This window comes from Muriicola jejuensis (genome assembly GCF_010671595.1).
Lineage (GTDB): Bacteria > Bacteroidota > Bacteroidia > Flavobacteriales > Flavobacteriaceae > Muriicola > Muriicola jejuensis.
In genome coordinates, this window is the sequence record NZ_JAABOP010000006.1 from 47,018 (window position 1) to 66,031 (window position 19,014).

At 50.4% G+C, this 19,014-nt stretch carries 13 protein-coding genes; 12 read left to right on the top strand and 1 reads right to left on the bottom strand.

Features of this window, described 5'->3' with window-relative positions; genetic code table 11:
* The first annotated feature begins 78 nt into the window (after nucleotides 1–78).
* The 7 genes from topA to GWK09_RS14195 all read left to right on the top strand — a co-directional run bounded on the left by topA (nucleotide 79) and on the right by GWK09_RS14195 (nucleotide 9,596).
* Nucleotides 79–2,544: a type I DNA topoisomerase gene (gene topA / locus GWK09_RS14165; protein WP_163694126.1), complete on the top strand. Its 2,466-nt coding sequence runs from the start codon at nucleotides 79–81 to the stop codon at nucleotides 2,542–2,544.
* Nucleotides 2,545–2,564: 20 nt separating this feature from the next.
* On the top strand, nucleotides 2,565–3,722 hold the full coding sequence (locus tag GWK09_RS14170; protein ID WP_163694127.1) for a formimidoylglutamase: 1,158 nt from the start codon (nucleotides 2,565–2,567) through the stop codon (nucleotides 3,720–3,722).
* Between the two features lie 114 nt (nucleotides 3,723–3,836).
* Nucleotides 3,837–5,192 (top strand): T9SS ring complex lipoprotein PorK/GldK, encoded by a 1,356-nt coding sequence (porK, locus tag GWK09_RS14175; RefSeq protein ID WP_163694128.1) that lies wholly within the window; start codon nucleotides 3,837–3,839, stop codon nucleotides 5,190–5,192.
* Nucleotides 5,193–5,256: 64 nt separating this feature from the next.
* Nucleotides 5,257–5,904: a type IX secretion system motor protein PorL/GldL gene (gene porL, locus GWK09_RS14180; protein ID WP_163694129.1), complete on the top strand. Its 648-nt coding sequence runs from the start codon at nucleotides 5,257–5,259 to the stop codon at nucleotides 5,902–5,904.
* A 56-nt stretch (nucleotides 5,905–5,960) separates the two neighbouring features.
* Nucleotides 5,961–7,529, top strand: coding sequence for a type IX secretion system motor protein PorM/GldM (gene porM, locus GWK09_RS14185; protein ID WP_163694130.1), 1,569 nt, complete (start codon nucleotides 5,961–5,963; stop codon nucleotides 7,527–7,529).
* A gap of 24 nt (nucleotides 7,530–7,553) precedes the next feature.
* Nucleotides 7,554–8,456, top strand: a complete 903-nt coding sequence (gene porN / locus GWK09_RS14190; protein ID WP_163694131.1) for a type IX secretion system ring subunit PorN/GldN — start codon at nucleotides 7,554–7,556, stop codon at nucleotides 8,454–8,456.
* A 75-nt stretch (nucleotides 8,457–8,531) separates the two neighbouring features.
* Nucleotides 8,532–9,596, top strand: a complete 1,065-nt coding sequence (locus GWK09_RS14195) for an NAD(P)/FAD-dependent oxidoreductase (RefSeq protein ID WP_163694132.1) — start codon at nucleotides 8,532–8,534, stop codon at nucleotides 9,594–9,596.
* Here the strand turns inward: GWK09_RS14195 and GWK09_RS14200 are convergent.
* Nucleotides 9,562–9,969 carry a DUF983 domain-containing protein gene (locus tag GWK09_RS14200; RefSeq protein ID WP_163694133.1) on the bottom strand — a complete coding sequence of 136 codons (408 nt, stop codon included), beginning with the start codon at nucleotides 9,967–9,969 and terminating at the stop codon, nucleotides 9,562–9,564. The two genes, GWK09_RS14195 and GWK09_RS14200, sit on opposite strands and share 35 nt — an antisense overlap.
* 63 nt (nucleotides 9,970–10,032) lie before the next feature.
* Here GWK09_RS14200 and GWK09_RS14205 point away from each other — a divergent pair, with 63 nt between their 5' ends.
* The 5 genes from GWK09_RS14205 (at nucleotide 10,033) to GWK09_RS14225 (ending at nucleotide 19,013) form a co-directional block, all read left to right on the top strand.
* Nucleotides 10,033–11,949, top strand: coding sequence for an ABC-F family ATP-binding cassette domain-containing protein (locus tag GWK09_RS14205; RefSeq protein ID WP_163694134.1), 1,917 nt, complete (start codon nucleotides 10,033–10,035; stop codon nucleotides 11,947–11,949).
* Nucleotides 11,950–12,129: 180 nt separating this feature from the next.
* Nucleotides 12,130–13,044 (top strand): leucine-rich repeat domain-containing protein, encoded by a 915-nt coding sequence (locus GWK09_RS14210; protein WP_163694135.1) that lies wholly within the window; start codon nucleotides 12,130–12,132, stop codon nucleotides 13,042–13,044.
* Nucleotides 13,045–13,208: 164 nt separating this feature from the next.
* Nucleotides 13,209–14,360: an efflux RND transporter periplasmic adaptor subunit gene (locus GWK09_RS14215; RefSeq protein ID WP_163694136.1), complete on the top strand. Its 1,152-nt coding sequence runs from the start codon at nucleotides 13,209–13,211 to the stop codon at nucleotides 14,358–14,360.
* 1 nt (nucleotide 14,361) lies between these two features.
* On the top strand, nucleotides 14,362–17,658 hold the full coding sequence (locus GWK09_RS14220; RefSeq protein WP_163694137.1) for an efflux RND transporter permease subunit: 3,297 nt from the start codon (nucleotides 14,362–14,364) through the stop codon (nucleotides 17,656–17,658).
* The gene (locus GWK09_RS14225) at nucleotides 17,658–19,013 is read left to right on the top strand and encodes a TolC family protein (RefSeq protein ID WP_163694138.1); all 1,356 of its coding nucleotides are present in this window, start codon (nucleotides 17,658–17,660) and stop codon (nucleotides 19,011–19,013) included. Before GWK09_RS14220 ends, GWK09_RS14225 begins: the two co-directional genes overlap by 1 nt.
* The last annotated feature ends 1 nt before the right edge of the window (nucleotide 19,014 follow it).

The following is a 19,014-nucleotide window of genomic DNA, read 5'->3' on the forward strand; positions in this document are numbered from 1 at the left end:
GAAATATTTGGCCGCAGGAAGTATAAAAGGAGGCAAATAAATTTTTTGCCATACTTTTGTGACTTCAAAAATCAATGAATGGCTAAAAATCTAGTAATCGTAGAATCCCCTGCCAAGGCAAAGACCATCGAAAAATTCTTGGGCAAGGACTTCAAGGTGGAGTCCAGTTTCGGTCATATCGCAGACCTGCCTTCCAAGGAGCTGGGGGTTGACGTAGACAATGATTTTAAGCCGAAATATATCGTTGACAAGGACAAAAAGACCCTCGTCAAAAAATTGAAAGACCTGGCCAAAAAGGCGGATTTGATCTGGCTGGCCAGTGATGAGGACCGGGAAGGGGAGGCCATCTCCTGGCATTTGGCGGAGACCCTGGACCTCGACAAGAACAAGACCCGGAGGATCGTCTTTAACTCCATCACCAAATCGGCCATTCAGAAAGCAATCGACAATCCCAGGGGGATCAACTACGACCTGGTGAATGCCCAGCAGGCCCGCAGGGTCCTGGACCGGCTGGTGGGATACGAGCTCTCCCCCGTCCTATGGAAAAAGATCAAACCCGGTCTTTCCGCCGGAAGGGTGCAGTCCGTGGCCGTACGCCTTATCGTGGAACGCGAAAGGGATATAGAGGCATTTACCCCTGAGGCCTCCTTCAGGATCAATGCGGAATTCAGCACAGCCAACGGGGAGGTTTTCGGTGCGAAACTCCCAAAAACCTTTGATACCAGGGAAGAGGCAGAGGCCTTTCTGAAAAAGAATTTACAGGCTGCCTATGCGGTGTCTTCACTCGACAAGAAACCCGCCAAGAAATCGCCTTCAGCCCCGTTCACCACTTCCACACTGCAGCAGGAAGCCTCGAGGAAACTTTATTTTTCGGTGGCCAGGACCATGCAGGTGGCCCAGCGTTTGTACGAGGCAGGGCTTATCACCTATATGAGGACAGACAGCGTGAACCTGTCGCCAGAGGCTATCAATGAGGCCAAACAGGCGATTGTTTCCATGTACGGGGAGCGCTACAGCAAGGTGAGGAATTACAAGGGGAAGTCCAAAGGGGCCCAGGAGGCCCACGAGGCCATCAGGCCCACGGATATGACTCTGCAGCAACCCAAGGTGGAAAGGGACCAGGCCAGGCTGTATGAACTTATCAGGATGAGGACCCTCGCCTCCCAGATGGCGGATGCCGAACTGGAAAGGACCAACGTGAGGATCAGCGCCACGACCCATGAGGAGGAATTCTCCGCCAATGGGGAGGTTATCAAATTCGACGGGTTCCTTAAGGTATACCTGGAAGGAAAGGATGAAGAAGATGCAGAGGAACAGGAAGGTATCCTGCCGGCCCTTAAAGAAGGAGACTCACTTAGGAACAGGTACATCACGGCAACCGAACGGTTTACGCGTCCTCCCTATCGCTTTACCGAGGCTTCCCTGGTAAAGAAACTGGAGGAACTGGGGATCGGAAGACCTTCAACCTATGCCCCTACGATCTCTACGATCCAGAACAGGGGGTATATCGAAAAAGGAACCATAGATGGCTCGGAACGAACCTATCGTCAGCTCGTCCTTGAAAACAATGCCATCAAAGAAAGCACGCTTACCGAAACGGTGGGGTCGGATAAAGGCAAACTGGTCCCAACGGATATCGGCATGATCGTCAACGACTTCCTCGTGGAAAATTTTGCCAATATCCTGGATTACCATTTTACCGCCAAGGTAGAAAAGGACTTCGATGAGATCGCCTCCGGGGAAGAGGATTGGCAAAAGGTCATGAAGGACTTCTACAAGGACTTCCATCCCAACGTGGTGGATGTGGAGGAAAATGCAGATCGCGCCAGCGGCGAGCGGGTGCTGGGAATAGATCCCAAGACCAAAAGGCAGGTCTCCGCCAGACTCGGCCGCTTCGGGCCCATGGTCCAGATAGGCACGGCTGAAGAGGAGGAAAAACCGCTGTTCGCGAGCCTCTTGCCGGAACAGTCGATCACCACCATTACCTTTGAAGAGGCCATGGACCTCTTTAAACTCCCCAGGAAACTCGGGGTGTATGAGGGGGAGGAAGTAGAGGCCAATGTGGGGCGTTATGGCCCATATATTCGCCATGGAAAGAAATTCATTTCCCTGGAAGGAGGAGAAAGTGCCATGGACGTGGATCTGGACAGGGCCGTGGAGCTGATCCAGGCCAAGCAAAAGGCAGAGGCGCCTATCACCACCTACGAAGGGAAGGATGTGACCAAAGGCACAGGCAGGTTCGGACCCTTTATCAAATGGGATGGGATGTTCATCAACGTCAGCAAGAAGTACGACTTTGACGATCTGTCCGAAAAGGATATTGCCGAACTGATCGAGGCCAAGAAAAAGAAGGAAGCCGAGCGCGTGGTCAAGGAATGGCCGGAAGAAGGGATACGCATCGAAAAAGCGCGTTGGGGAAGGCATACTGTCATCAAAGGCAGGACCAAGGCCGAACTCGGGAAAGAAGTTGACATATCCAAAGTAAGCCTGGAGGATGCCAAAGGCCTGCTGGATAAGAAAAAGCCCCGTAAGAAAAGTAAATAACCTTTATTGGCAAGAGCCCTATGGCGTTCGATTTCCTGGTACCGGTAGAAGACAAGGCCCTGGCGCATTGTGAATTGTTGCCCCCCCAGTCTCTGGGAAAAAATATCTTTAAACACACCCACAGGGATGGTCTGCCCGTCCTGGCCAATGCCTCCTTTGCGATCATGGGGGTGAACGAATCCCGCAACGCGTTTGAAAAGAAGCCTGAGAAACTCGCCCTGGTCGAGATCCGCATACAGTTGTACAAGCTGATGATGGGCAACTGGAACGTGAATATCGTAGACCTTGGGAATGTGGAAGAAGGGGAGACCGTGGAGGACACCTATTTCGTGGTCAAGGAGATCACTGCCGAACTGCTCGAAGAAAAAGTTATACCTATAATAATAGGTGCCACCCAGGACATCACCTATCCCACCTACCGCGCCTTTGACCGGATCAAGGACCTGATCAACCTGGTGTCTATTGACAGCCGGTTCGACTTTGGGGCGGATGAGGAGCTGATCTCTTCCCATTCCTATATGAGTAAGATCATCACCGATAAGCCTAACAACCTCTTCAATTTTTCCAATATAGGGTACCAGAGCTATTTTAATGCCCAGGAGGAGATCGACCTGATGGAAAGGTTGTTCTTCGATGCTTATCGCTTGGGGGAGATCACTTCGGATATCACTCTGGCGGAACCCGTGCTGCGCAATGCCCATTCCGTGAGCCTGGACATGCGGGCGGTAAAGGCCAGTGAGATGGGTTGCCCTTCCCACTTTTCTCCCAATGGTTTTGACGGGCGGGAGATCTGTGCCATTTCGAGGTATGCAGGGATCAGTGAGAACGTAGCAGTCTTCGGGATCTACGAAATAGAGAACACCCCTCAGTCTTATCAGCTCGTGTCACAGATCATATGGTATTTCATGGAAGGCTTCAACTTCCGAATTACGGAACGCCCCAGTGCTTCCAATAAGGACTTCACCAAATTCATCGTACCCACCCAAACAGAGGAACTCATCTTTTATAAAAGCCTGCTCACCCACAGGTGGTGGGTAGAGGTTCCCCCATTTACTTCTTCGCATACTAAATCCAATCCACCTTCGTTATTACCTTGCACTGAACAGGACTATCTGGACGCATGTGATCAGATCATTCCGGAACGGTGGTTTAAGGCCTACAAGAAAGGGCTGAACTAAAATTGAAATTTTTGCAAGGAAGGCTGGTAACGTACAATAATTTACTCAAAAAGTAGTTTTAGAGAGTATAATTGACATTACTGCTTAAAGTCTAAATCGAAATTTAACCTAAGTATGAAGAAGCTATTGTTGTTATCTATAGCGTTTGTTTTTTTACTCTCTAGTTGCGGGTCTAAGACAAAAGGAGAACTAGTGGGCGTCCAAGGAAAGAAGTGGTACCCTGAAAAACCCTACGGGATGGAGCTCATACCGAGAGGTGCTTTCATCATGGGTAAAAGCGAGGAGGATGTGGCGCAGGTTCTCAATGCCCCGACCAAAACAGTAACGGTACGATCGTTCTATATGGACGATACCGAAATAACAAACAGCGAATACCGTCAGTTCGTAGAGTGGGTCCGCGATTCTATCGTCAGGACCCGATTGGCTATTTTGGCCGATGAACTGGGAATGGGTCCTGAGGACGGAGGCATAGGCGAGTACGCCTTTAAGAGTGCCGACACCACCAGGATGTCCGTTTATGAAAAGTACATGCTCGACAATTACTCCGGTCTCGGAGCCACCGGGTATGAAGGGTATAAACTCAATACAGATGAAGATCTGGTTTGGGATACCTCAGATTATCCGGATGAGTATTACGCCGAGGTGATGGATTCTCTCTACATCCCTGAAGAGGAGTCCTACAACGGACAGCGCACCATAGACGTGACCAAATTAAAGTACAAATACACCTGGATGGATATTGAAGCTGCAGCCCGCACCAGGGATAAGCGCAGAAAGGATTTCATCCGCACGGAAGAACTCGAGATCTACCCGGACACCACCGTTTGGATCAGGGATTTCGAATATTCCTACAACGAGCCCATGCACAACGACTACTTCTGGCACGATGCCTATAGTGACTATCCCGTCGTAGGGGTGTCATGGACACAGGCCAAGGCATTCTGCCACTGGAGGACGAAGTTCAAGAACGACGATCAGAAAGGCCGGGGCAAGCAGTTTGTCAACCAGTTCCGACTGCCCACTGAGGCCGAATGGGAATACGCTGCCCGTGGGGGTATTGAAGGAGGTACCTACCCCTGGGGAGGTCCGTATGTGATCAGTGACACCGGCTGTTTTATGGCCAACTTCAAACCGCAACGCGGGGACTATGCAGCCGATGCAGCCCTGTATACCGTCGAGGCAAAGTCTTACGAACCCAATGATTTCAACCTGTACAACATGGCAGGGAACGTATCCGAGTGGACCAACAGTAGCTATTTCACAGGTTCCTATGAATTCGCTTCTACCATGAACCCGAACGCAGATTCCAAGGACAATGCGAGGAAAGTGATCAGGGGAGGATCCTGGAAGGACGTCGCGTACTTCCTGCAGGTGAGCACCCGAGATTACGAGTACAAGGATTCCGCCAGGAGCTACATCGGCTTCAGGACCGTACAGGACTACATGGGAGAAGAAGACTCAACACAGTAATCAAGCATTCAAATCAAACAAAAACCAAATACTTATTTATTAAACTTAATTAAATCTTAGAATTATGGCACAGTCAAAATCAACAAAGAAACTATTTAACATGGCCTATGGCCTCGGTGCTTCGGTGGTAATTATCGGAGCCCTCTTCAAGATCCTTCACTGGGAGTTCGGCCCCCTTACTGGTGGTCTCCTCCTCGCCGTGGGTCTGATCACAGAAGCCCTTATTTTCGCGATCAGTGCATTTGAGCCTGTCGATGACGAATACGATTGGTCTCTGGTCTACCCCGAGCTTGCCGGCGGACAGTCTAGCGGAAAGAACGCTGCTGCAGAAGCCAAGGAAGCTGAAGGACTGCTTTCCAAGAAATTGGATCAGCTCTTGAAAGAAGCCAATATCGACGCAGAATTGATGACCAGCCTCGGCGACAGTATCCGCAATTTTGAAGGAGCTGCCAAGGGAATCGCTCCATCGGTAGACGCTATGGAAACTACCAAGAAGTACTCTGAAGAGATGGCCGTGGCCGCCGCTCAGATGGAATCCCTCAACAGCCTTTACAAGGTTCAGTTGGAGAGTGCTAGCAGGCAGGCTTCTATCAACGAAGAAGTTGTGCAGAACGCCGGCGCTCTGAAAGATCAAATGGAATCACTGGCGTCTAACCTCTCATCTCTGAATGGTGTCTATGGTGGCATGTTGTCTGCCATGAGCAGAAACTAATTAGTCGCGAAGCAATAACCCAAATCAAGTTACAAATCCAAACTAATTAGAAAAACATGGCATCAGGAAAACAAACGCCGCGGCAAAAGATGATCAACCTAATGTATTTGATCTTCATCGCAATGCTGGCGCTAAATATGAGTAAGGAAGTTCTGGCCGCTTTTGGCCTGATGAACGAAAAGTTCGAGGCTTCCAATGTAAAGGCAACCGAAAGCAATGAAGCGTTTTTGGCAAGCCTGGAAACGAAGGCTTCGGAAGATGCGGCTAAGTATGAAAAGCTGTACGGCGACGCCCGGAAAATAAAAGAGCTTTCAGCGGAGTATTACACTTATCTGGAAGAGTTAAAGAAATCGATGACCGTAGACGTGGAGGATCCGAAGGATTACCAGGTCATGGACAAATCGGACTACCTCGATCAGAAGTTCTTCCAGGGAGACAATCTGGCCCCCGAAGGAAAGGAATTCATGAAGAGGATCAACGACTACCGCACACAGGTAATTGCGATCCTTGGAGATGCTTTCCCGGATGTGAAGGAGCAGGTGATAACCCGTTTCAAAACAGGGGACGAGAATGGAAAGGTAGAGCGTAGAGACGGGGTAAAGGTAGACTGGATCAACTACAATTATGAAGGTTTTCCTCTGATCGCCTCTCTTACCAAACTGACTGCCCTTCAATCAGACATCAAGGCTACGGAAGAAGCTGCTTTGAAGTCCATGTTACAGGGAGAGCTTACCAGCCAGGTCTCACTGACCAATTTCGAGACCCAGCTGTACTCTGAAAAAGCGGCCTTTTACGCCGGAGAAAAATTCAGCGGAAGCCTGGTGCTTGGGAAGACCGACAGGTCTGCCAAACCAGTAAAAGCAGAATTGACCATCGACGGACGTAAAATGGTGGAAGGAAAGGACTACGAACTCAAAGAAGGGGGCGTAGAGCTGTTGATCGGTGCAGGAAGCGCCGGTGATCACGAAATCGCAGGTACCCTTTTCTATATGCAGGATGGTGTGGAGACCGAAGTTCCCGTAAAGAACTCCTTCTCTACCATTTCCAAGCCCGATGCGGCTGTGATCTCTGCAGATAAGATGAACGTGGTCTACCGAGGGGTTGCAAACCCAATGACCATCTCCATTCCCGGAATTCCGGATAACAAAGTTTCTGCAAGTGCACCTGGACTTAAAAGGGTGACCGGAAGCAAGTATGTTATGAACCCGGGAACCGGACGTGAAGTGACTATCAATGCCTCTGGTGTACTGCCCGATGGCAAGAAGATCTCAACTCCGGCAACCTTCAGGATCAAGGATATTCCAAGGCCTGCAGGTTCTGTAAGGGGAGAGTCCGGAAGCACACAGATGCCCAGACAAAACCTCGAGATCTCTACGATCGGTGCCTTGCTGGAAGATTTCGACTTTGACCTGAACCTTGCTGTAAGCGGATTCAAGTTCAAAGTGCCCGGACAGCCTACCGTCCTGGTCAATGGAAACAAACTGGATGCCAGGGCTAAGTCGGCTCTGAAAAGGGCAGGCAGAGGTGATGCGGTTCAGATCTTTGATATCGAAGCCTATATCACGAACAACAAGTCCTATAAACTTAAGAAAGTGTCTCCTGTTGTGGTGGAGATCACAAACTAAGAATTGACAGTTAAATTGAATTTTATGAATTGGAAGAATGTAATACTAGTTGGTGCTGTTTCCTTGCTGCCGATCTCCATCATGGCCCAGGCAAACATCCTGAATGCCAAGAAGCCTGAGGAAATCGGGAAGAAGACAGCCAACCAGTTGGCGATGGACGATGACATTCCATTGGAATACGGTTATGTGGACGACAGGGATATCCTCTGGTCCAAAACCATATGGGAAGTGGTCGACCTGGATGAGAGGGTGAATTTCACCCTCTATTATCCTACCGATACCGTGGATATCAGCGCCGACAGGAGGTCGCTCTACGATGTCTTAATCAAGAACATCAAGAACGGTAAACTAACGGATGTCTATGTGGATTCTTACTTCACTGAAAAGAGGAAGTTCGAGGATCTCAGGGCTACCCTGACCAGAATAGATACTACAGATCTCGGATACGAGCAGATCAACGCCGGCGAGGAACTCTCCCCTGAATACGTAAACAGGAGGGATATTACCGCCGCGGATATCGAAGAATATCGTATCAAAGGTATTTGGTATTTTGACAAGCGCCAGGGAGAGCTGAAGTATCGACTGCTGGGGATAGCCCCTGTGGCTCCGGATGTTAACTTCGTGGACGACGACTCCATGAGCCCTGCCGATAACAAGGTGGAGCTGTTCTGGGTCTGGTTTCCAAGTGCCAGGAAGATCCTTCACGATGCCAAGGTGTACAACCAGCGGAATTCCGCCCAGCCTATCTCGTTCGACATGCTGTTGAATGCCAGGAGGTTTAACGCCGTCATCTACAAGGAGGATAACGTTCACGGAGACCGTGCAATAGACGATTACATTGCTGATAATGCCCTTTTCCAGCTGCTGGAGTCTAATCGCATCAAGGAAGCGATCAGGGACAGGGAGCAGGATATGTGGGCCTACTAGGACCTTTAGAGTATTCCAATTCAATTATAAGATGGAAACGCCGCTTTATTCAAGCGGCGTTTTTATTTTTGTGACATGCTAGATTACCTTGTAGTGGGCCTTGGCCTGGCAGGCATTTCCTTTTGCGAGACACTGGAACAGAACGGAAGGTCATTCCGCGTGGTCACAGACGACTCTCAAAAGGCTTCCACCGTTGCAGGGGGGCTCTACAATCCGGTCATCCTCAAACGCTTCACCCTTTCCTGGAAAGCCCATGAACAACTCCCGCTGCTGCGTCCTTTTTACACCGGACTCGAGGAAAAACTCGGGGTACCCCTGGACTTTCCCCTTCGGGTCCTGAGGCGCTTTGCGAGCACGGAAGAGCAGAATGGCTGGTTCGAGGCCTCGGACAGACCAGGACTCGGCCCCCTGCTTTCCACCGATCTTATTAAGAATACCAACCCGGTCATCGATGCTCCTTTCGGATATGGAGAAGTACTGGATACGGGAAGGCTCGATACAGAACTCCTGCAGCAGGCCTACCGGAAGTATCTCACTAGAAGAAACCTTCTGGTGGCAGAAACCTTCGACTTTGACGCCCTTGTGTTCACTGATGCGGGGGTGGCCTACAAAGGTGTGGAGGCAAGGCAGATCGTATTTGCCATGGGCTTTGGGCTAAAACAGGACCCCTTTTTTAATTATTTGCCCCTCAATGGGACCAAAGGAGAGCTGCTCACCATCAGGGCGCCTGAACTAAAGGAAAGTCGGGTTATCAAATCCGCAGTCTTTATCATCCCCCTGGGGGAAGACCTCTACCGGATCGGCGCGACCTATAAGTGGCAGGACAAGACCCATTTGCCGACACGGGAAGCCCGTGAAGAGCTGGAAACCAAACTGAGGACCTTTCTCCGATGTGAATACGAGGTGGTGGACCATGTGGCAGGGGTACGTCCTACAGTGGCAGACCGCAGGCCCCTCCTGGGGAGGCACCCTGTTCACAAGGACCTGTACGTGCTGAACGGTTTTGGTTCCAGGGGGGTCATGATCGCCCCTTTTGCCTCCAAAGTGCTCTGCCAATTCATAGAGGAAGGGAAGGAACTCCCTTCCGAGATGGATATTTCAAGGTTCAGGAAGCGTTTCGGGAAGCAGAACCCTTCCTGAGTATGGCAGGATCATAATGCATAAAGAGATTGATCCAGATGTTCCTGGACAGGCGGATGATTACCGGAAGGAATACGACCAGGGTCCCTATGATACTCAGAAAGGTCTGTAGCAGGGTGGCCCCGAGCAACAGGAAGGAGATGACGAAGGCTGCCACAGCAAAGGCGATACCCACCGCATAGCTCACATACATGGCCCCGTAGAAGAAGGAGGGTTCTATCTTGTATTTCGTGTGGCAGTGAGAACAGCGTTCATGCATTTTGAAAAGGGATCCGAGGTGATATGGATTCTTGTCCTCGTACATGCTCTCTAGATGGCACTTAGGGCAACTTCCTGTTAAAATGCTGTAGAGTTTGCCTCCTTTTTTTAACATTTGCAAAACTTTTGGGCAAAGATACCTTATTGCCTGCCATTCTCTGTAAATCGGGTTACAATCATGTTAAATGTGCACAATCTTTCTGTCTCCTTCTCAGGGGAATACCTGTTCGAGGAAATCTCCTTCCGATTGCACCCGGGAGACCGTATCGGACTCATCGGAAGGAACGGCGCAGGGAAGTCGACCCTCCTGAAACTCCTCTCCGGAGACATGGCCCCGGATTCAGGGACCATTGCCTCGGACAAGGACCTGAACATAGGTTTCCTGAGGCAGGATATCGATTTTGAGGAGGGGAATACCGTGTTAGAGGAAGCCTACCAGGCTTTTGAGGCTCTCCAGGCCATAGAGCGCGACCTCGTCCACGTCAATGAGCAACTGGCGGAACGGACCGATTACGAAACCGATGGGTATCACCAACTGATGGTAGATCTCAATGATCTCACGCACAGGTACGAGATCCTGGGGGGCTATAATTATCAGGGGGAGACGGAAAAGATCCTGCTGGGACTCGGATTCAAAAGAGACGACTTCAACAAAAAGACCGATACTTTTTCCGGAGGGTGGAGGATGCGGATCGAACTTGCGAAACTCCTGCTGCAGAAGAATGATGTGCTGCTGCTGGATGAGCCTACGAACCACCTCGACATAGAATCCATCCTTTGGCTCGAGCAATTTCTCACGGCCTTTGCGGGGGCCGTGGTGATCGTCTCCCACGACAAGATGTTCCTCGACAATGTCACCAACCGCACCATTGAGATCTCCCTGGGGAGGATCTACGACTACAACAAGCCCTATTCCCAATTCCTGCTGCTAAGGGAGGAGATCAGGGAACAGCAGCTCAACGCCCTGAAGAACCAGGAACGGGAAATTCAGCAGGCAGAACGACTCATAGAAAAATTCAGGGCCAAGGCTTCCAAGGCCTCCATGGCCCAGTCCCTGATCAAGAAGCTCGACCGCATGGAGCGGATCGAGGTGGATCAGACCGATAACAGCGTGTTTAAGTTGAGGTTCCCGGTATCCGTGACACCCGGCAAGGTGGTGGCTGAGCTCGAAGGGGTCAGCAAACACTACGGCTCCAAGGAGGTCCTGAAGGATATCGACCTTTTGCTGGAAAGAGACAGTAAGACCGCCTTCGTGGGGCAGAACGGGCAGGGCAAGACCACCCTGGCCAGGATCCTGGTGGGGGAGCTGCCCTTCGAAGGGCATTTAAAACTGGGTCATAATGTACAGATCGGGTATTTCGCCCAGAATCAGGCAGAATACCTCGATGGTAACAAGACGGTGCTGGACACCATGACGGACGCTGCCAACGAAAGCAACCGGGCCAAGGTAAGGGACATCCTGGGCTCTTTTTTATTCAGTGGGGATGAGGTGGAGAAGTATGTAAAAGTCCTGTCAGGGGGCGAGCGAAATCGCCTGGCACTGGCCAAAATGTTGTTGCAGCCCTTCAATGTACTGGTGATGGATGAGCCTACCAACCACCTCGACATAGCCTCCAAGAACGTGTTGAAACAGGCACTCATCAATTTCCAGGGAACCCTGATCGTGGTCTCACATGACCGGGATTTCCTACAGGGGCTTACCAATAAGGTATACGAATTCAAGGACAAAAAGATCAGGGAGTATCTTGGGGATATCAATTTCTTTCTGTCTGAGCGCAAGGCCCAGGATTTCAGGGAGATCGAAAGGAAATCTCCGTCAACCCAGGAAAAAAGTACTGCCAAACCTGTTGGAAATCCCTATCGCGACCAGAAAAAGGCAAAGAGCCTGAAGAATAAGCTGAGCCAGGTGGAAAGCGAGATCGCCGCCCTGGAGAAAGAGATCTCCGAGATAGATCACGACCTGCTTATGAACTACGATGAGACCATAGCGCGGCCCGAATTCTTCGATCGCTATCAACAGAAGAAAAAACGCCTGGAGACCCTTATGCAGCAATGGGAGGAGATCACCCTCAAGCTCGAGGAACAGGCCGGCTGATCTCCTGTTTCATACCTTTTAGATCATATACCACAAAAATCCCTGTTTTCACAACAAATACAGGCCGTTCATCGTTTTAATTAGAGTTTAATCCTTACTTTCCGGTATATTTGTAAGGTAATTCTTAGTTCTCCTATCAGATTTATTGTAAGCAGTAACGATGTATTTATAGGTAGCTCGATGAAAAAAACACTAATCCTTTCGCTCTTCATGCTGACTTCCTGCCTTCTGGCCACCGCTGAGGTATCCAGGAAGGAGAAAACGGCCCTGACAGACCTGTACGAAAGCACGAACGGGAAGGACTGGGTTCGCACATGGGACCTCAATGCTCCGGTGCATACCTGGTATGGCGTTAAGGTGGAAGATGACCACGTGGTGGAGATCAATCTCTTCAGAAATAACCTGCAGGGTGTATTGCCGGAAAGCCTCGGGAAACTGGTCCACCTCAGGGTGCTCAACCTGGCATTCAACGGGCTCACCGGTGAATTGCCTGAAGGGATCGCACAGCTGCAAAACCTGGAGGTCATCAAAATAGAGATGAACCGATTCAAAGGCGACCTTCCTGAATCCCTTGGCAAATTATCCAATTTAAGGGAACTGACCGCCTTCAACAATTTCTTTACGGGCAGTATACCCGAAAGTATGGGAGAGCTTACCCAACTGAAGGTACTCAACCTCTCCAGCAACAATCTTAAGGGGGCCATTCCTGAAACCTTGGGCAAACTTTCCAAATTAGAGAGCCTTGGGCTCTTCGAAAATACCCTGGAAGGTTCCATCCCCAGGGAGTTCGGAAAGTTAGTAGAACTCAAAGAACTCATTCTGGCCAACAATCAGCTAGACGGAGAGATCCCTGCAGAATTCAGTCAGCTTGCGAGCCTGGAGATTCTGCAGATTCAGAACAACAAGTTCAATTCCCTGAAAAACCTGGAAGGAATGAATACCAAGCAGTTCCTGGTCTTTGACTATGACAAAAGCGATAGCAAATTGAACTTCAAGGAACTCGACTTTAAAAAATCACGTGTGGTGGAAACCATGTTCGAGGATGATGTTCCGGAAGGAGGCAAGAAAAAGAATAATGATCCTGACCATAATTAGTCAGATTTAAGTTGGTTAACTGTCAAAAAAGAGGTGTCCTGCACCTCTTTTTTTTGTTGAAGTGGGGCCGGGAAACCTTTAACACTTTAGGTTTTATTTAACTGTGGCCTAGTGATCTATTCTCTAGTTTTGTAGCTTCAAACAACCCAATTGAACCTTTTTGGATGAGAAAAATTATACTCTATTCCCTTGGAGTCATTATCCTGGTCCTCGCCGTTTTTGTGGCCTACCTCCTGGTAACCGCTGAGGAGGAGAAACGCCCTGTGGCACGCAGAGAAGTAAAGACAGTATTCGTGGATACGGTGGTCAACAGGACCATCCCCATAGTGATCCCTGCCAATGGGAATCTGGCGGCCAAGGAAAGGGTTGAGATCTATTCCGAGGTACAGGGGATATTCCGCTCCAGCAGCCATCCCTTTAAACCGGGTCAGGCCTTCAGGAAAGGCGAGGTACTATTGAGAATTGATGCAGATGAATACGCGGCCTCTGTGCAAAGTGCCAAGAGCAACCTGTACAACCTGATCACTGCAGCCATGCCTGATCTCAGGTTGGATTACCCGGAAGATTATCCGAAATGGCAGGCATACCTGTCTGCATTCGACATGGAAAAAAGCACACCGGACCTTCCCGAGATCACCTCCGAGAAAGAGCGCTATTTCATTAGTGGCCGCAACATTCTCACTACCTATTACAATGTGAAGAATCTCGAAAGGAGGCTTTCGAAATACATACTCAGGGCGCCCTTTAACGGTGTTCTGACCGAAGCCTTAGTCACCGAGGGAAGCCTGATCCGCCCAGGGCAAAAACTGGGTGCGTTCATCAACCCGGAGGTCTACGAATTACAGGTGGCCGTTAACAAGTCTTACAGCGACTTCCTGAAAGTAGGGGAGGAAGTAGCCCTCGAAAACCTGGAAGGCACTCAGCAGTTCAGAGGCAAGGTCGCCCGGATCAACGCCGCCGTGAATCAGGAATCACAAACCGTTTCTGTCTTTATCGATGTGAAGGATGAGAGAGTGAAGGAAGGGATGTACCTGGAAGCACAAATAGAAGGCAGAAGTGAGGAAAACGCCTTTGAGATTTCGAGAAAACTCCTGAATGACCAGAAGGAACTCTTTGTGGTAAAGGACAGCATCCTGGATGTACTCGAGGTAACACCTGTGTATTTTTCAGATAAGACGGCTATCCTCAAGGGTGTTGAGGAAGGTACGGTGATCCTGTCGCGCCCGGTACCGGGTGCCTATGCGGGGATGGTGGTAAGGGCTTACAGGGATACTACCAACCTGGCCTCGGCTCAAGAAATCAATCCGATCCAATAACATGCGAAAGATCATAGGTTATTTTATCAGGTTCGATGTCGCAGTGAATGTGATCATCCTCGCCTTTGTGGTGTTCGGTATCCTGGGCGCCTTGCGGATGAGGTCCTCTTTTTTCCCTCTGATAGACTCCCAGATTATCACGATCAGCATCAATTACCCCGGTGCCGCCCCTCAGGAGATAGAGGAGGGGGTGGTCCTCAAAATAGAGGACAACCTGAAAGGCCTGGTGGGGATAGAAAGGGTTACCTCCACCTCCCGGGAGAATGGGGGTAGTATTACCGTGGAGATCGATTCCGATGAGGATATCGATGTCATCCTGACCGAGGTTAAGAACGCCGTGGACCGGGTCCCTAACTTCCCAGGGGGGATGGAACCCCTGGTAGTAGCCAAACAGGAAACCATCCGGCCCACCATCAGTTTTGCTGTTAATGGGAAGGGAATCGCCCTCTCCAACCTAAAGCAGATCACCCGCAAGATAGAATACGACCTAAGGGCCATGGACGGGATCTCCCAGATCGAGATCACCGGATACCCTGAAGAGGAAATAGAGATCGCTGTAAGGGAAAGGGACCTGCTCGCCTACAACCTTACCTTCCAGGAAGTGGCCCAGGCTGTCGGACAAACCAACATCCTTACCACAGGGGGCGAAATCAAGACGGAACAGGAGGACTACCTGATTCGGGCCAGAAATCGTTCCTACTACGGGGATGAACTCAACAACCTGGTGGTTCGTTCGGATGCCAGTGGAAATATCATTCGCCTGAGGGATGTGGCCGAAGTGAGGGACCGGTTCTCAGAGACCCCCAACGTTAGTTACTTCAACGGGAATCTCTCTGTAAACGTGCAGGTGAGCAACACCAACAATGAAGATCTTATTCCCACTGCGGATAAGATCAACGAATACATCGAGAACTACAATGCCACCCATAACAACGTCCATCTGGATGTGGTCTCAGACGCTTCGATCTCCCTCAAGCAAAGGACAGCCCTCCTGATCGAGAACGGGGCCATCGGGATCCTGCTGGTCCTGTTGTTCCTCTCTTTCTTTTTGAATACCAGGCTGGCATTCTGGGTGGCCTTCGGTCTGCCCATCTCCTTCCTGGGGATGTTCATCTTTGCTGCCATGTTCTCCGTGACCATCAACATCCTTTCCCTCTTTGGAATGATCATCGTGATAGGTATTTTGGTGGATGACGGGATCGTGATCTCCGAGAACATCTACCAGCACTACGAAAAAGGGAAGTCGCCCGTACAGGCCGCTATAGACGGGACGGTTGAGGTGATTCCTCCCATCCTATCCGCCATCCTCACCACGATTCTGGCCTTTTCCACGTTTCTGTTCCTCGACAGCCGGATCGGAGAATTCTTCGGGGAAGTGTCTACGGTCGTGATCCTGACCCTCACGGTCTCCCTCTTTGAAGCCTTGATCATCTTACCGGCACACATTGCTCATTCCAAGGCCCTGGTACGCCAAACCCCTGAGGAAATGGAGAACCAATCCGGAGTAGACAGGGTCTTTGCGAAACTCAGGACGTTTAACAAAATAGGAGACCGTGTGATGACCTACCTCAGGGATACTCTTTACAGCCCGGCACTGCACTTCGTACTTAACCACAGGTTCATCAGTTTTTCCATCTTTACCGGATTGCTGGTGATTACGATAGCGTCCATTATGTCGGGTATCGTCCGGGTGACCATCTTTCCTAGTTTGGCTAGTGATCAGGTCAGTATAGAACTGCTCATGCCCGAAGGTACCAACCCCGAGATCACGGAAGATATCATCTCCAGGGTGGAGGCAGCCGCATGGAGGGTGAACGATGATTTTACGGCCCGGCAAAGCGGGAATCTACAGGTCGTGGAGAATATTATAAAACGCGTGGGACCCGGAAATAACAAGGCCTCCCTTCGGGTGAACCTTCTTCCCGGGGAGGAGCGGGATTTCCCGTCCCCTGAGATCACCAATGCCATTCGGGAAGAAGTAGGGGAGGTCTACGGGGTGGAGCGCCTCACTTTCGGATCGGGTGGAAATTTCGGGGGTAGCCCGGTTTCCATTGCCTTGCTGGGCAACGACAATGAGCAATTAGAGAGTGCCAAAGAAGAATTGCGCGCCTACCTCCAAAACAACACTAAGCTCAGGGATGTCACGGATACAGATCCGGAAGGGATCAAGGAACTCGACATAGAACTCAAGGAGAATGCCTATGCACTGGGGCTCAACCTGCAGTCGGTCATGAGCCAGGTCCGCGCCGGTTTCTTCGGTGCCCAGGCTCAGAGATTCCAGAGAGGGCAGGACGAAATACGGGTATGGGTGCGATATGACCGTTCCAATCGTTCGAGTATCTCCGACCTGGATGACATGAGGATCCTAACCCCTACCGGGCAAAGGGTACCTTTTTCAGAGATCGCCACCTATACCATCGCCCGAGGGGACGAATCCATCAGCCATTTAGACGGGCAGAGGGAGATCAGGGTGGAAGCCGATCTCGAAAACCCGAACGAAAGTGCGACAGACGTCCTCTTTGACGTACAACAGAACTTTATCCCGGGTCTAATGGCTAAGTACCCGTCTCTCTCTGTGTCATACGAAGGCCAGAATAGGGAAGCCCAGAAATTGTCGCGTTCTGTCAATGCGGTTTTCCCGGTGATCCTCTTTTTGATCTTCGCCGTCATCGCCTTTACGTTCCGGTCGTACAGTCAGCCTGTAATCCTGCTCTCCATGATCCCCTTTAGTGTGATCGGGGTGGCCTGGGGGCACTATATACACGGATTCCCTATCAACGTGCTATCGGCTCTGGGAATCATCGCTCTGATCGGTATCATGGTGAACGACGGGCTTGTACTGATAGGGAAATTCAACAACTATCTCAGGGAAGGAATGAATTTTGACGACGCCCTTTACGAAGCGGGAAAATCCCGTTTCAGGGCCATATTCCTGACCTCTCTGACCACGATCGCCGGACTCGCCCCTCTGTTGCTTGAAAAAAGCCGTCAGGCCCAGTTCCTCAAGCCCATGGCCATCTCCATATCCTATGGGATAGGCATCGCGACCGTTCTGACCCTCCTGATGCTCCCCTTACTGCTCTCCGCCATCAATACAGCAAAGGCGAACATTTCCTGGCTGAAGACCGGCGAGAAGGTGAACAAGGAGGCCGTGGAAAGGGTGATCAAAGAACAGAAGCAGGAAGCCAGGTTAAAAGAGAAATTAGAAGTAGCTACCAACGGAAAGGCCACCCAAACCTCTCAGCTCGAAAAGAGGAGAAAACACAAGGAAACGGCCCAAATAGAAGATACGGATTAATGAGAAGAATTTACCTCACGACCCTGTTCCTGGTCGCTCTGCTTGGAATATCTACCGGATTTGCGCAAGACCCTGTCCTGTCTAAACAGGAGGCTATGAAGCTCGCCCTGGAGAACAATTTTGGGATCAAGGTGGCCAGGAACCAGGTAGAGATCGCAGAGAACAACCAGAGCATCCTCAATGCCGGATTCCTCCCTACCCTGACCGCCAATGCAGGTGCTACCTATAACAGGGATGATATCGTGGTTGAATTCCCCGGGCAGTTTGATGAGAACGGGCAACCCAGACCGGATTTTGAATTGAACAAGGCAGAGGCACAGCGCTTCAATACAGGGATTACATTGGATTATACCCTTTTTGATGGCCTTGGCAGGTTGTACAATTACAAAAGCCTGCAGGAACAATACCAGCTCACGGAACTACAGGCCAGGGAAACCATAGAAAATACCCTGTTGCAGTTATTTAGTGTCTATTTCGAGGTGGCCCGTCTCACTGAGAACGTTAACGTCTTCAATCAGGCCCTCCGGATCTCCAGGGACAGGATCACCAGGGCGGAATACGCGTTTGAATACGGGCAGAATACCAAACTGGACATACTGAACGCCCAGGTAGACGTAACCAACGACAGTATCAACCTTTTGAACGCCAAGCAACAGCTTGCCAACGCCAAGAGGGACCTCAATGTGGTACTTAACCAGAATCTGAACGAGACCTTTGCGGTTGATACGGTGGTGAATTTCATCCCAAGGCTGGAACTGGACGAATTCATCGCCACGGCCAAGGAAAACAACGTAGCCCTGCTGCAGACCGAAAAGAACCTCAAGATCAACGAGTACGACATTAAGGTAAGCAGGAGCGGGTATTTACCGTCGATTGGCCTTAGCGGATCCTATGGGTGGAACCTGAACCAGAACCCTCCATCGGCTTTCTTTCCCGGGACCAACAACACGACGTTTAATATGAACCTGGGTGCCCGCCTTACCTGGAACCTCTTCGATGGAGGCAGTACTGCCATACGGGTCAAAAATGCAAAGATCGCTTTTGAGAACCAGGACCTGTTGAAGAAACAGATCGAACTGGAGGTGGACCGCGACATCCTCAATGCGCTTAATATATACGAGAACCGTCTGGCGATCTACGCTATACAGGAACAGAACGTGATCACCAATGAGAACAATTTTGCCCGTTCCAGGGAACAGTTCCAACTGGGACGCATCACTTCCATAGAGTTCCGGCAGGCCCAGATCAACCTGCTCAACGCCCAGACCAATAAAAACCTGGCTAAGTACGACGCAAAGTTGGCGGAGTTACAGCTGCTGCAACTCACCGGCCAGTTGCTGAACATCGAACTGTAAA